Origin of the sequence: Flavobacterium sp. (assembly GCF_965262375.1) — a bacterium.
Lineage (GTDB): Bacteria > Bacteroidota > Bacteroidia > Flavobacteriales > Flavobacteriaceae > Flavobacterium.
Genome location: NZ_OZ253527.1, coordinates 2,894,711 through 2,908,273 on the forward strand (window position 1 = coordinate 2,894,711; position 13,563 = coordinate 2,908,273).

Genomic DNA, 13,563 nt, shown 5'->3' on the forward strand with positions numbered 1-13,563 from the left:
TTTTAACTATTCGCGATAAGTTCCAAAAAATACAAAAATAGTATTTTAACTTTTTAACAAACTCCAAAAATAGAAATTTATTATGACAAATGCCGATCAAATAAAAGGTATTGTAGAACGCCTTGGTGCGTTGAGGAGGTATCTTTGACATAGATGCCAAACTAATCGAGATTACCAACGAAGAAGAAAAAACCTTTGCGCCTGATTTTTGGAACAATGCCAAAGAAGCTGAAGTAATTGTTCGCAATTTACGTTCAAAAAAGAAATGGGTTGAAGACTATGAAAAGGCCGTTAACCTTTCTGAAGAATTGCAAATTGCTTTTGATTTTTATAAAGAAGGTGATATTAGCGAAGAAGAAGTAGATGCTTTACACACTCAAACAACGGATTTGATTGAAAATATTGAATTCAAAAATATGTTATCAGATGAAGGTGACATTATGAGTGCTGTATTACAAATTACAGCCGGTGCTGGAGGTACAGAAAGTTGCGATTGGGCAAGCATGCTAATGCGTATGTACCTCATGTGGGGTGAAAAAAACGGCTACAAAGTAAAAGAACTTAACTTTCAAGAAGGCGATGTAGCAGGTATTAAAACTGTAACCTTAGAATTTGAAGGAGATTTTGCATTTGGATATTTAAAAGGTGAAAATGGGGTACATCGTTTAGTACGTATTTCCCCGTTTGATAGTAATGCAAAGCGCCATACTTCGTTTGCCTCTGTCTATGTATACCCACTTGTTGATGATACCATAGAAATTGCTATCAGTCCAGCTGACATTGAAATCACCACGGCACGTTCAAGCGGTGCTGGTGGCCAGAATGTAAATAAAGTTGAAACTAAAGTCCAATTACTCCACAAGCCAACAGGTATCCAGATTCAATGTTCTGAAACACGCTCACAACACGATAACCGTGAACGCGCTATGCAAATGCTACGTTCGCAGTTGTACGAAATTGAATTAAAGAAACGATTAGAACAGCGTGCCGACATAGAAGCTGGCAAAATGAAAATTGAATGGGGATCGCAAATTAGAAATTATGTAATGCATCCTTACAAATTGATTAAAGATGTTAGAACCCAACATGAAACCAGCGATGTTGAAGGTGTAATGAATGGGAATCTTGATCCATTTTTAAAAGCATACCTAATGATGATGGGACAAAAAGAAGAATAAAAAAGAAAGGGACCTTACGGTCCCTTCCTAATTTGGGTAGATTTGGGTATAATTGTTTTTGAGATTGGGCTTATTCTTGAACAATACTAACATATTGTTTTAAATCAGGTCTATCAATGGTAAAATAGTCTAACCATTTTCTTAAATGCTCTATTTCATAAGGCAACAAACTTTTTAATGCTTTGTACAATTCTTTTACAAAAAGCTTAACATCAAAGCTTACCTTTTCAAGTACTTTTTTGGTATGATCGAAAATTAATCGTGGCATAACGTTTTTATTTAGAATGAAACACTTGATTAAGAACTCATTATAAACTTACTTCAAAATTCGACAAAAAGCAAATTTAATCGACAAAACGCATTTGTATCAATAAAAAATAATATTTATCTTACAAAATAAAAATATACCATAAAAAAAAGCTGTTTAAAACAGCTTCTTATAATCTTTACTCAGTTAAATAAACAGCATATTCTCGTAACTCAGGTTTTTCAATAGTATAACTATAAAACCAATTTGATAATTCTTCAATCTCGTAAGGTAATAACGATTTTACAGCTTTTTGTAACTCTTTAGCAAACAATTTTGCATCAAAACTTACATTTTCTAAAATTGACTTTACAAAGTCAACATTTCCTTTAGGCATAATAATTTTAGTTTGTGATATTTTACGTCAAATATAACAAATTTGTGAAATTAGAATCAGATTGTTGATTCAAAATTTTTAAACCCTATCATCATCTCCCTTTTTCCTGGAGGTCCTGGAACTTTTTTAACCTCAAACCCTACGGCTTTCATATTTCTTTTTACCACTCCTCTAGCGGCATAAGTAACTAAAACACCTTTTGATTTTAAAGAACGGTACATTCGTGCAAAAATATCCTCAGACCAAAGTTCAGGTTGCACTTGAAAACCAAAAGCATCAAAATAAATCAAATCATACAGACTTTCATCATTCAATTCTTGAAAAAAAGCTTTGCGTTTAAGCAATTTAAAGTAATCCCCAAAATCAGACCATTGCTCCCATTCCGATTTATGAAATTCCTGAAAAACAGCTTCTTGGTCAAACGCCTCTAACTGACTACAATAATTGAGCAGTTTCACCTCATCTTCATGAACTGGGTAAGCTTCCAATCCAGTATACTGAATTGTTTGTTTCTTATTCAAAGCTTCTAAATAGGTTATAAAAGCATTCAATCCTGTCCCAAAACCAATTTCAAGTATAGATAGAGAATCAACATCAAACTGTTCTAACCCGTTTTTAATAAAAACATGATAAGCCTCCTGAATAGCACCCATTTTTGAATGATAACATTCATCCCATTCTACTAATTGAATCGTTGTAGATCCATCTAAAGTGGTTATTAATTTCCGTTCCAAAGTATATTACTAAAGCGTTTCTATTCAATTTACTATGCAAAACTAATCAAAATAAACGAACTCACAGTTTAGATTTAAGAATAGGAAAGCCGCTCAGCAACATCATTAATCAAAACTAACAACACCGAAACACTTTATTAGTAAACAAAAAAAATCTTAATAAAAAACATAATTCGCAATAAAAAAGAAACAAAACAATAAATAACTAAAAAACAAAACAACAACTTACAAAAAAATTACACATCTTTAATTCAGAACAAGTTTTTCATTAAATTAGCAAAAAAAATTAAGTAATGAACTTAGAAACAACTAATGAAGTTGAAATTATCAAAGTAGCTACTTCAAAAATAAATCAAGTAGATTTCGAAAATTTAACTTTTGGAACTATTTTTACAGATCATATGCTAGTTTGCGATTATCGCAATGGCGCATGGGAAAGACCTACAATTAAGCCATACGAACCTTTTACTATGGATCCTTCCGCAAAAGTATTTCATTATGGACAAGCCATATTTGAAGGCATGAAAGCCTACAAAGCAGAAGACAATTCAGTATGGTTATTTCGTCCAGAAGAAAACCATATACGAATGAATAAATCAGCGGTACGTATGTGTATGCCTGAAGTACCTGAATCTGTTTTTATAGAAGGCTTAAAAGAATTATTAAAAATAGATCAAGCTTGGATTCCAAAAGGAATAGGCAATACTTTATACATTCGCCCGTTCATGATTGCTACTGGTAGTGGAGTTATAGCTCAACCTTCCTCTGAATATCGTTTTTGTATTATTTTATCTCCTGCTAAATCCTATTATTCAGGTGATGTAAAAGTACTTATTGCCGATTATTTTAGTCGTGCCGCAAATGGTGGTATTGGAGCAGCAAAAGCTGCTGGTAATTATTCAGGGCAATTCTACCCTACTCAATTAGCACAAGAAGCAGGTTTCCAACAAATTATTTGGACTGACGACGCTACCCATACTCAACTTGAAGAGTGTGGCACTATGAATGTTTTTTTCAGAATTAACGATACCTTATATACTGCACCTACAAGCGACAGAATTCTTGATGGTATTACTCGTAAAACATTAATTACTTTAGCACAAGACAAAGGAATTGAAGTAAATGTACGTCCTGTATTGGTCGAGGAAATAATAACAGCCGCAGAAAATGGAAGTTTAAAAGAGATTTTCGGTGCTGGTACAGCTGCTGTTGTAAGTCCTATTTGTGGTTTTCAATACAAAGACACTTACTATGAGATTGTGAAACCAGAAAATAGTTATGCCAAATTATTGAAAGATGCATTGACTCAATTGCAACATAAATTAACTGAAGATAAATTCGGTTGGACTATAAAAATCTAATACATTACTGTATTAAAACTAAAAAAGGCGATGCAAATCGTCTTTTTTTTTCACCGCAAAACCACAATATTAAAAAATAGAAAAACGTCTCATTTGAGGCGATGAGACGTTTTAAAAAACTAACCAAACCAAACTTTAAATCTCTTACTTCAACATAAAAAGATTTGTAAAGTATTTTTTCCCTTCTTTATTAGTTCGTATTGCAATCCCAAAATGGGTAAACTTTCCTTCAATATTCGCTCTATGTCCATCACTTGCTAACCAAGCATTAAACACACTCTGAGGTGTTGCATAATTGAAAGCCACATTTTCACTCGCATTTTTAGCACCTAAATTAGTAACTAAAGCTTGATAACGATCTTGAAAATAATCGTGAGAAACTTTCCCCACAGAGATCATATAATTATCATGACCTTCCGCAACTGAAGATATGTAATCTATTTTTTCTAAAACCGAAAACCCTTTTGATTTTCTATATTCATTCACTAATCTTAAAACTTCTTCTTCTTCAGAGGTATAATTGTATTTAGCAGTAGGTTGTGCTGTTACAGTAGTTGGATCTTGAGCTACATCTTCTTTTGAACATGATACAAAAGAAACTGACATTACAAACAATAAAGCGATTTGGGGTAAAAAATTTCTCATCATAGTTTTATAGTTTTATTTTGTTGTAAATTTTTAAATATCAAACACTTAACTCATTTTGACAGTACAACATTAATAATAAAAACGATGAAATACATAAAAAAATCGATGAAATGCTCAAAAAACAATCTTTATAAAGAATAAACGTACATTTTAAAATTTAAACCACTATACTTCAACACATTAAAAAAACACATATCCTTTTACAAATCAATTTTTACCTTTTTTAGAAAAAGAATTAAAAAACAAAATACTGTATTAAAAATAAAATTTAGAAAGTTTAAAATTCTCAATACGTTTTCTCTATTATATCCCAAAATCTCCTCAAACCGACTGTAAACCACAAAATAGCTTATATCGTCAGCTCTAGGGTTAAAAAAAAAAAATAAAGCGACATATAGCCCTGATATTAACTATAAAAATCTATGATAGGGAGAAGCGTGGCGGGAGCTAAGACTAAATTTTGTTTATTTTCATATAAAAGTTTATCAAAGGAAAATTTATTGACTCTCCTATAGTTACCCAAGGGGACAATCCTCAAAATTATGCCATTAGACTATTAATTAAGTTTTTCATAAGACATTTGAATGTTCCTAATTTCAAAATTAAAAAGGTACAAACCAGTTATCATTACAAAAAAACGTCTTAGGTGAGCCCTAAGACGTTTTTAAAATCAAATAAAACAAACTAAACTAACAAACTAATTATTTCAACATAAACAAATTGGTATAGTACTTTTTCCCTTCACTATTTACTCGTATTGCAATCCCAAAATGGGTAAACTTTCCTTCAATATTTGCTCTATGTCCATCACTAGCTAACCAAGCATTAAACACACTCTGAGGTGTTGCGTAATTGTAAGCCACATTTTCACTAGCATTTTTAGCACCTAAATTAGTTACTAAAGCTTGATAACGATCTTGAAAATAATCGTGAGAAACTTTCCCCACAGAGATCATATAATTATCATGACCTTCAGCAACTGAAGACATATAATCTATTTTTTCTAAAACCGTCAACCCTTTTGATTTTCTATATTCATTCACTAATCGTAAAACTTCTTCTTCTTCAGAGGTATAATTGTATTTAGCAGTAGGTTGTGCTGTTACAGTAGTTGGATCCTGAGCTACATCTTCTTTTGAACATGATACAAAAGAAACTGACATTACAAACAATAAAGCGATTTGGGGCAAAAAATTTTTCATCATAGTTTCATAGTTTTATTTTGTTGTAATTTTTTAAATATCAAATACTTAACTCATTTTGACAGTACAACATTAATAATAAAAACGATGAAATACATAAAAAAATCGATGAAATGCTTAATTTTTTTAACTCTGTGAGATATTTAATACAATAAATACATAAATAACTAAAAGACAAATGGTTACAAAAAAAGCACAACTCCTTCTTTCAAAAAAGTTATGCTTTTTATTCGCCTTAAAAAAAAAAAGATTTAACTCTAATAAATATCTGGCAAAATTTTTCGCGGATTCATAATATTATTCGGATCAAAAATATACTTAATTTGTTCCATAATTTCCAATTGCATTTTATTAAAAGCTATATCCATATAATCCTTTTGAACAAGTCCAATACCGTGCTCTCCTGACAAAGTCCCTTTTAAACCTACAGTCAAATTAAAAATAGCACGTATTCCTTGAGGTATTTTCAAATTCCAATCTGAGACAGACATTTCTCCTTTAATAATATTTACATGCAAATTTCCATCACCAGCATGCCCATAACATACCGTTTTAAAACCATATTGCTTTCCAATCTCTTTAATCCCTGCTAACAAAACAGGAAGTTCATAACGAGGTACAACGGTATCTTCCTCTTTATATATAGAATGCGCTTTCACCGCTTCGGCCACACTACGTCTCATTTTCCAAAGTGTATTTTTCTGTTCCTCTGTGTCAGCGAAAAGAATTTCATCAATTGAAAAATTTTCTAGAGTGTGCATAATTTTCTCGGCCTCCAACATTAAAATTTCAGGATAATTGCCATCAACTTCTATCAATAGATGAGCTTGATGTTCAGGCTTCACTACTATATTTATCCCTTCTACATATTTCAAACTCCAGTCTATAGCATCTCTTTCCATAAATTCAAGTGCACTCGGGGTTACCCCTGATTTGAAAATTGCAGATACCGCTTCACAGGCTTGACCAGCCTCATAAAAAGGAACTAACATTAATATATTATGTTCCACTTTAGGAAGTAATTTAAGAACCGCTTTAGTGATAATCCCTAAAGTTCCTTCACTTCCCACAAACAATTGAGTCAAATTGTATCCTGTTGCATTCTTCAACGTGTTAGCCCCAGTCCAAATGATTTCACCATTAGGCAAAACTACTTCTAAATTTAAAACGTAATCTTTAGTAACCCCATACTTTACGGCACGAGCCCCACCCGAATTCTCGGCTAAATTTCCACCTATAAAACAACTTCCCATACTACTGGGATCAACAGGGTAAAACAACCCTTTTTGAGCTACAGCTTCACGTAAAACCTGTGTAATCACACCTGGTTCGGTAATTACTTGCAAATTTTTTTCATCAATTTCAAGTATGCTATTCAAACGTTCTGTTGATAAACCAATACCTTCTAAAACACATAAAGCACCTCCACTTAAACCAGTTTGTCCTCCAATAGGCACCACTGAGGTATAAAATTGGTTGGCTAATTTCATAATAGCTGCAATTTCCCTCGCATTTGCAGGTTTAACTACAACCCCCGGAGGAAAACTTAAATCTTCGGTTTCATCATGACCATACTGAATTCGGGTTTCTAAATCAGTAAAAACATATTTATCTCCTACAATTGACGCTAATTTTTGTATGAGTTCAATAGATATAGACATAGGTAAAGGTTTTGGGTAAATTTAAACATATTTCAGAAATAGCAAACTTTAAAAAAACACTAACAAAAATATTTATTGAAACGCATACGTAATTAATTATTGTTAAAAAACAAAAAAAATGATTTTTTATTAACATAAATTTTGTTAATAAAATAATTATTACTACTTTTAGATAACCCAAACAAATATATTGCCCTATGAGAACAATGTCAACCTACATCCAAAGAAAACTAGAGCGTGCTAGTTTAAACCCTGAAACATTTAACAAAGAGTTAAATCAATCAATCAAACTTTTAATTGCATCAGAAATTGATGAATTAGCAAAATGGTTTGTAACATTTACTAAAGACAAACCGCAATTAAGAAACTATAACAACAAAAATGCCTATGACAGAAATTTACTTATGAGATTTTAACAAAACAAAAAAGACTAAATCAAATACCTAATAAAACTTAGTTGTTAAAGTTGTTATTTATTAGGATGATTTAGTTTTTTCATCTTTTTCCAAACAAAAAAATCAGACTTAAATTCAAATTAAATCTGAGTTTTTTGTTTGGTTTCACTTAAAAAAAGCCCATAAAAATGAGCTTCTCAATCCACAACAAAACACCTAAAACAAACCTAGTTTATTTCCAATAATTATTTGCCGCAGCAATGGTTGCAAATTCCATAGCAACAGTTTGACCAATAGCTATTAACATAGCCGGATCTTCCGCATAAACGGGTCTAAGTTTTTCTCTCACCTCAACATCGGGTTGGGTATATTTAATAATTAGTCGAGCCATTTTAACAGCTAACTGTCTTCCTTCTTCTGGAGTATTAGTAATTAAAGAATTGTGAGGTATTAAAGCGTCCATAATCAATATTTTTTTCAAAATTAGACACCTTTTAAATAACAGACTGTGATGTACATCACAACGTGCTTATTTTTGCAAAAGCTCGAGTGACAGCTTCTCGGCTCACCCCTAAGTCGGAAGCAATTTGTTGATGGGTTAGTCGCAAACCATTAATTTCTAGTTTATTCTTATATTTTTCCATATAAGCCTGTAAGCGTTTTTCCAAATCATTAGTTTGCAAATCTACATATCGATTCAATGCATCATAAAAATTAACAGAAACTTGCTCTAAAACAAAAGCAGAAAAGTCAGGATACAATTTGATAATCTCAATTAGATCAGAAACTGGTAGCAAAAAAGCCTCCACTTCTGTTAAAGCCAAAGCCGTGAAAATAACTTTACTTTTAACTTGAATATGTGAAAAGCTGACCACACAGGCTTCACCAGATACCACATAATCAATTAACACGTCTTTTTCATTTTTAGCACAATCTAACCGCACCACTCCCTTAGTAATCAATGGCAAATAACTCGAAGTATCACCTTGGCAAACCAAATACTCGCCAGGCTTAAACTTTTTAACCAAACAACGCTTTCCTATAACTTCAAAACTCGGTATTTCCAATATTGATTTACATGCATTCATAAAATGGCTAATATTTTAAATTTTACAAAATACGATCCCACCACTCTTAAAACTGATAAAATTTGTATTTTTACAAAAATGCTTACACTTGGATACCATCAATAATAAATCAGCTCTTAAAGAAAATGAGGGAATTGAACAACCCAAAAATACTGATATTAAGTCAATTTCTAAAATACAAAAATTCAGAAAACAACAACCTTCCGCAGAGGAATTAATCTCAGAAATTTTAAAAGGCAATAAGATTTTCCTAAGCCGTGCAATCACACTCATTGAAAGCACTAATCTAAATCATCAAGAAAAAGGAGATGAAATTATTCAGAAATGCCTTCCTTTTTCAAACAAATCGGTACGTATAGGCATTACTGGGGTTCCAGGAGTAGGAAAAAGTACTTTCATTGAAGCATTCGGAAAATTCTTAACTTCTATAGGCAAAAAAGTGGCTGTATTAGCGGTTGATCCGAGTTCATCCATCAGCCACGGAAGCATTTTAGGAGATAAAACAAGAATGGAGGAGTTAGTTAAAGATGAAAATGCATTCATTAGACCTAGCGCCTCAGGAGACAACCTAGGAGGCGTAGCGAGAAAAACGAGAGAAACTATAATTTTATGCGAAGCTTGCGGTTTTGATACCATATTAATTGAAACCGTAGGAGTAGGCCAAAGTGAAACAGCCGTGCATAGCATGACTGATTTTTTCTTGCTACTAAATTTAGCTGGCGCAGGTGATGAGCTTCAAGGTATAAAAAGAGGTATCATGGAAATGGCGGACTTATTAGTTATCAACAAAGCTGATGGAGACAATATCACCAAAGCAAAACTTGCCAAAACCGAATACAACAGAGCACTTCATTTATTTCCTGAGAAAAACTCTGGTTGGATTCCTAAAGTAGCCACATGTAGTGCTTTAGAAAAAAAAGGGATTGATCAAATATGGAAACAAATTGAAAACTACTTTAGCATCACTCAAAAAAACGGCTATTTTGAAACTAGAAGAAAAAACCAAAATCAATTTTGGCTACTTGAAACGATCAATGAACAACTAAAGAACAATTTTTACAACAATGTATTAATTCAATCCGAATTAGAAAAAAACAAAAAAGCCGTGCAAAATAATGAAATATCACCTTTTGCAGCGGCTCAAAATTTATTAAAAATATATTTTAAATAATCCTTTTCTTAGGACACATTTTCAACATTAGCTTCTGCTAAAGTTTTATAAGTACCATTCGATAATTTTTCCCTAATAGCTTCAAATGCAGCTAAAGTCTCATCAATATCAGCTAAAGTATGCGAAGCAGTAGGAATCATACGTAATAAAATAATCCCTTTTGGAATTACAGGATAAACAACTATAGACAAGAAAATATTATAATTTTCTCTTAAATCATTTACCATTACCATCGCCTCAGGAATAGAACCTTCAAGATAAACAGGAGTCACACATGTATTTGTATCACCAATATTAAACCCTCTATCTTTTAACCCATTTTGAAGATAATTTACATTTTCCCATAATTTATCTTTCAATTCAGGCATGGTACGCAACATTTCTAAGCGCTTTAAAGCTCCAACTGTGAAAATCATTGGTAATGACTTAGCAAACATTTGCGAACGCAAATTATATTTTAAATAATCAATTATATCTTTATCACCAGCCACAAAAGCCCCAATACTAGCCATTGATTTTGCAAAAGTTGAAAAATAAACATCTATCCCGTCTTGACAACCTTGCTCCTCTCCTGCACCAGCACCAGTTTTCCCTAAAGTACCAAAACCATGAGCATCATCAACTAACAATCGGAAATTGTATTTTTCTTTAAGTGCAACAATTTCTTTTAATTTTCCTTGTTGTCCGCGCATTCCGAACACACCTTCAGTAATCACTAAAATACCACCACCTAGCTCTTCAGCCATTTTAGTAGCGCGTTGCAAGTTTTTCTCTAAACTTTCTACATCATTATGTTTATACGTAAAACGCTTACCCATATGCAAACGAACACCATCTATAATACAGCCATGTCCATCAACATCATATACAATAACATCATTTTTAGTCACCAAAGCATCAATGGTTGAAACCATACCTTGATACCCAAAATTTAATAAATAAGCCGCTTCTTTTCCTACAAATGAAGCTAACTCGTTTTGTAACTGCTCATGCAAATCAGTATGCCCACTCATCATGCGAGCTCCCATCGGATAAGCAGCTCCATATTGCGCAGCTACTTCAGCATCCACTTTTCTAACTTCAGGATGATTTGCCAATCCTAAATAATCATTAATTGACCAGTTTAAAATCTCTTTTCCGTGAAACTTCATACGTGGTCCTAATTCTCCTTCTAACTTTGGAAAAACATAATATCCCTCAGCCTGTGAAGCCCATTTCCCTAATGGCCCTTTATTGTTTTGAATTCTTTCGAATAAATCTTTTACCATTTTTATCTGATTTAAAAATCGCCACAAAAATATAAATTAATGCTTACTTAACAGCATGAATTAGAAAAATATCCTCGTTAAAAAAAGAAAAAGCCAAGCTTAAACGCTCGGCTTTACTCTTTAAATTTTAGACAAAAATAAATTCCAATCTAATACTAGACTTACAGCATCAATGGTATTTCACTCGACTAAACCAAATGTATTCAAATCAAGTCAATGCTGATTTACTTTTACCTAATCCTTAAACTTCTTAGTTTCTTGATTAAGAACTATGTATCAAATATAAGATTATTTTTAATAAAAACAAAAAAGTCATGCTATAATAGCATGACTTTCTTAGTTTAAGCTTATACAACACTTCTTTTTTTTCCCAAAAAAACAAAAAAACATATTTACAGGAATGCATTACTACAACAATGAAGTCTAGAAGAAAATTACCCAATTAAAAAATAGAAAGTAATAGCATTCCTTAGCGTTATTTATAAACCTAATTGTTTACTTGATTAAGAACGTGGTGCAAAACTACAACTCCCAATTTTAATTCAATTACGGTTTTTCCTCATATTTTGTTAAATGTAACATCAAGCCTAAAAACCATCATTTTTATATAAAAAAAGCCATCATTTACAGACGGCTTCTTTTCACTTTGCTTTAAACTTAAATTGTATCTCCCAAAAACAAAAAAGCAATAAAAAAGTTAAGTGGTATTTGCTATCAATAAAATTTTTCAAAAAAGAAAATTACCCAATTAAAATCAAAATTCTTGATAGCTTTAACTTCAATATTATTTGAAAGTTTAAAACAAAACAGCTTGTTTACTTGATTAAGAACGTATTTCAAAGATACAAACTCTACTTCTTTTTTTATTACGGTTTTTCCGTACTTTTTGTTAAACCTTTTTTCACTGAACAAAAAAAAACCGCAAAAATTGCGGTTTTATTCTATTTATCTTAAACTTATATTGTATCTCCCAAAAACAAAAAAGCAATAAAAAAATTAAGTGGTATTTGCTATCAATAAAAATTTTCAAAAAAGAAAATCACCCAATTAAAATCAAAATTCTTGACAGCGTTTAACTTCAGTATTATTTAAAAGTTTAAAACAAAGTAGCTTGTTTAATTGATTAAGAACGTAATTCAAAATTACAAACTCCATTTCATTATTTATTACGGTTTTTCCGTACTTTTTGTTAAACCTTTTTTCACTAAACAAAAAAAACCGCAAAAAATGCGGTTTTATTCTATTTGTCTTAAACTTATATTGTATCTCCCAAAAACAAAAAAGCAATAAAAAAGTTAAGTGGCATTTGCTATCAATAAAAATTTTCAAAAAAGAAAATCACCCAATTAAAATCAAAATTCTTGACAGCATTTAACTTTAGTATTATTTGAAAGTTTAAAACAAAGTAGCTTGTTTACTTGAGTAAGAACGTATTTCAAAGATATAAACTCCATTCCATTTTTTATTACGGTTTTTCCGCACTTTTTGTTAAACCTAAGTATTGCTTTTTTCACCTTACACATTAAACATAAAATTTAAATATAGATCTTTGTACTAAAAAAGTTCCGTACAAAAAATTACATCATGAAAATAGTTTTTGCCTCTAACAATAAGAACAAAATCAATGAAATTCAGCAAATGCTCCCAAAAGAAATTGAAATCCTAAGTTTGGAAGATATAAAATGTTTTGTAGATATACCAGAAACCGCTACTACAATTGAGGGCAATGCACAATTAAAAGCCAATTATATTACTGAAAACTTCGGATACACCTGTTTTGCCGATGATAGCGGACTAGAAGTTAATCCTTTAGATGGAGCTCCAGGTGTTCATTCAGCACGTTATGCGGGAGAAGAAAAAGATGATGTTAAAAATATTGAAAAATTATTAACTGATTTAAAGCCTTTTAGCAATGCAAAAGCTAATTTTAAAACTGTAATCTGTTTAAATTTGAATGGACAGCAACATTTGTTTACTGGTATTGTTAATGGTGAAATTATAAAACAACCAAGAGGCACGCAAGGTTTTGGTTATGACCCTGTTTTTGTCCCAGAAGGGTTTGAAAACACCTTTGCTGAAATGACTATGGAAGAAAAAGCAATAATAAGTCACCGCGGAAAAGCTGTTAAACAATTGATTGATTTTTTAACAAAAATGCAATTTCAAAATAGCTAAAAAGCTGATTTTTAAACATTTTTCAAAAATACTTCCCA

The 13,563-nt window shown here is 31.6% G+C and carries 14 protein-coding genes; 5 read left to right on the plus strand and 9 right to left on the minus strand.

Translation table 11 applies throughout. The features are described 5' to 3' along the window. Positions 1 to 82 precede the first annotated feature (82 nt). Positions 83 to 1,178, plus strand: a protein-coding gene (gene prfB, locus ACQY29_RS13220; protein ID WP_428225650.1) for a peptide chain release factor 2 whose coding sequence is annotated in 2 segments (ribosomal slippage) — positions 83 to 145 and positions 147 to 1,178 — 1,095 coding nt in all. Because the reading frame shifts where the segments join, the coding sequence is not laid out codon by codon here. A 70-nt stretch (positions 1,179 to 1,248) separates the two neighbouring features. Here the strand turns inward: prfB and ACQY29_RS13225 are convergent. The 3 genes from ACQY29_RS13225 to mnmD form a co-directional block, all read right to left on the minus strand. Next, entirely contained in the window at positions 1,249 to 1,446 is a 198-nt protein-coding gene (locus ACQY29_RS13225) for a hypothetical protein (RefSeq protein WP_428225651.1), read from the minus strand. Between the two features lie 178 nt (positions 1,447 to 1,624). Beyond that, positions 1,625 to 1,822 (minus strand): hypothetical protein, encoded by a 198-nt coding sequence (locus ACQY29_RS13230; RefSeq protein ID WP_428225652.1) that lies wholly within the window; start codon positions 1,820 to 1,822, stop codon positions 1,625 to 1,627. 56 nt (positions 1,823 to 1,878) lie between these two features. Beyond that, positions 1,879 to 2,556 (minus strand): tRNA (5-methylaminomethyl-2-thiouridine)(34)-methyltransferase MnmD, encoded by a 678-nt coding sequence (gene mnmD / locus ACQY29_RS13235; RefSeq protein ID WP_428225653.1) that lies wholly within the window; start codon positions 2,554 to 2,556, stop codon positions 1,879 to 1,881. Positions 2,557 to 2,849: 293 nt separating this feature from the next. Here mnmD and ACQY29_RS13240 point away from each other — a divergent pair, with 293 nt between their 5' ends. Continuing rightward, complete coding sequence (locus ACQY29_RS13240) at positions 2,850 to 3,917, plus strand: branched-chain amino acid aminotransferase (RefSeq protein WP_428225654.1); 1,068 nt, start codon at positions 2,850 to 2,852, stop codon at positions 3,915 to 3,917. Between the two features lie 144 nt (positions 3,918 to 4,061). On the opposite strand, the gene ACQY29_RS13245 is transcribed toward ACQY29_RS13240, so the two are convergent. The 3 genes from ACQY29_RS13245 to ACQY29_RS13255 all read right to left on the minus strand — a co-directional run bounded on the left by ACQY29_RS13245 (position 4,062) and on the right by ACQY29_RS13255 (position 7,428). Continuing rightward, complete coding sequence (locus ACQY29_RS13245; RefSeq protein WP_428225655.1) at positions 4,062 to 4,565, minus strand: CAP domain-containing protein; 504 nt, start codon at positions 4,563 to 4,565, stop codon at positions 4,062 to 4,064. A gap of 701 nt (positions 4,566 to 5,266) precedes the next feature. Beyond that, on the minus strand, positions 5,267 to 5,770 hold the full coding sequence (locus ACQY29_RS13250; protein WP_428225656.1) for a CAP domain-containing protein: 504 nt from the start codon (positions 5,768 to 5,770) through the stop codon (positions 5,267 to 5,269). A gap of 254 nt (positions 5,771 to 6,024) precedes the next feature. Further along, positions 6,025 to 7,428: an FAD-binding oxidoreductase gene (locus tag ACQY29_RS13255; protein WP_428225657.1), complete on the minus strand. Its 1,404-nt coding sequence runs from the start codon at positions 7,426 to 7,428 to the stop codon at positions 6,025 to 6,027. Between the two features lie 197 nt (positions 7,429 to 7,625). Between ACQY29_RS13255 and ACQY29_RS13260 the strand changes: the two genes are divergently transcribed. Then, entirely contained in the window at positions 7,626 to 7,844 is a 219-nt protein-coding gene (locus tag ACQY29_RS13260; RefSeq protein WP_428225658.1) for a hypothetical protein, read from the plus strand. Between the two features lie 211 nt (positions 7,845 to 8,055). On the opposite strand, the gene ACQY29_RS13265 is transcribed toward ACQY29_RS13260, so the two are convergent. After that, positions 8,056 to 8,286, minus strand: a complete 231-nt coding sequence (locus ACQY29_RS13265; RefSeq protein ID WP_428225659.1) for a hexameric tyrosine-coordinated heme protein — start codon at positions 8,284 to 8,286, stop codon at positions 8,056 to 8,058. Between the two features lie 55 nt (positions 8,287 to 8,341). Continuing rightward, positions 8,342 to 8,911: a Crp/Fnr family transcriptional regulator gene (locus tag ACQY29_RS13270; RefSeq protein WP_428225660.1), complete on the minus strand. Its 570-nt coding sequence runs from the start codon at positions 8,909 to 8,911 to the stop codon at positions 8,342 to 8,344. An 88-nt stretch (positions 8,912 to 8,999) separates the two neighbouring features. Here ACQY29_RS13270 and meaB point away from each other — a divergent pair, with 88 nt between their 5' ends. Continuing rightward, the gene (gene meaB / locus ACQY29_RS13275) at positions 9,000 to 10,082 is read left to right on the plus strand and encodes a methylmalonyl Co-A mutase-associated GTPase MeaB (RefSeq protein WP_428225661.1); all 1,083 of its coding nucleotides are present in this window, start codon (positions 9,000 to 9,002) and stop codon (positions 10,080 to 10,082) included. 8 nt (positions 10,083 to 10,090) lie between these two features. Here the strand turns inward: meaB and ACQY29_RS13280 are convergent, their stop codons facing one another. Beyond that, complete coding sequence (locus tag ACQY29_RS13280) at positions 10,091 to 11,350, minus strand: aminotransferase class I/II-fold pyridoxal phosphate-dependent enzyme (RefSeq protein ID WP_428225662.1); 1,260 nt, start codon at positions 11,348 to 11,350, stop codon at positions 10,091 to 10,093. Between the two features lie 1,584 nt (positions 11,351 to 12,934). On the opposite strand from ACQY29_RS13280, the gene ACQY29_RS13285 reads away from it, so the two are divergent. After that, positions 12,935 to 13,525 carry a non-canonical purine NTP diphosphatase gene (locus tag ACQY29_RS13285; protein ID WP_428225663.1) on the plus strand — a complete coding sequence of 197 codons (591 nt, stop codon included), beginning with the start codon at positions 12,935 to 12,937 and terminating at the stop codon, positions 13,523 to 13,525. Positions 13,526 to 13,563: the final 38 nt, after the last annotated feature.

Excerpts from the sequence above, each read along its gene's own strand:
- ACQY29_RS13250 (WP_428225656.1), bottom strand. The coding sequence starts at position 5,770 with ATGATGAAAAATTTTTTGCCCCAAATCGCTTTATTGTTTGTAATGTCA.
- ACQY29_RS13280 (WP_428225662.1), bottom strand. The coding sequence starts at position 11,350 with ATGGTAAAAGATTTATTCGAAAGAATTCAAAACAATAAAGGGCCATTA.
- ACQY29_RS13255 (WP_428225657.1), bottom strand. The coding sequence starts at position 7,428 with ATGTCTATATCTATTGAACTCATACAAAAATTAGCGTCAATTGTAGGA.
- ACQY29_RS13240 (WP_428225654.1), top strand. The coding sequence starts at position 2,850 with ATGAACTTAGAAACAACTAATGAAGTTGAAATTATCAAAGTAGCTACT.
- ACQY29_RS13230 (WP_428225652.1), bottom strand. The coding sequence starts at position 1,822 with ATGCCTAAAGGAAATGTTGACTTTGTAAAGTCAATTTTAGAAAATGTA.
- ACQY29_RS13285 (WP_428225663.1), top strand. The coding sequence starts at position 12,935 with ATGAAAATAGTTTTTGCCTCTAACAATAAGAACAAAATCAATGAAATT.
- ACQY29_RS13260 (WP_428225658.1), top strand. The coding sequence starts at position 7,626 with ATGAGAACAATGTCAACCTACATCCAAAGAAAACTAGAGCGTGCTAGT.
- ACQY29_RS13225 (WP_428225651.1), bottom strand. The coding sequence starts at position 1,446 with ATGCCACGATTAATTTTCGATCATACCAAAAAAGTACTTGAAAAGGTA.
- ACQY29_RS13245 (WP_428225655.1), bottom strand. The coding sequence starts at position 4,565 with ATGATGAGAAATTTTTTACCCCAAATCGCTTTATTGTTTGTAATGTCA.
- ACQY29_RS13265 (WP_428225659.1), bottom strand. The coding sequence starts at position 8,286 with ATGGACGCTTTAATACCTCACAATTCTTTAATTACTAATACTCCAGAA.
- ACQY29_RS13270 (WP_428225660.1), bottom strand. The coding sequence starts at position 8,911 with ATGAATGCATGTAAATCAATATTGGAAATACCGAGTTTTGAAGTTATA.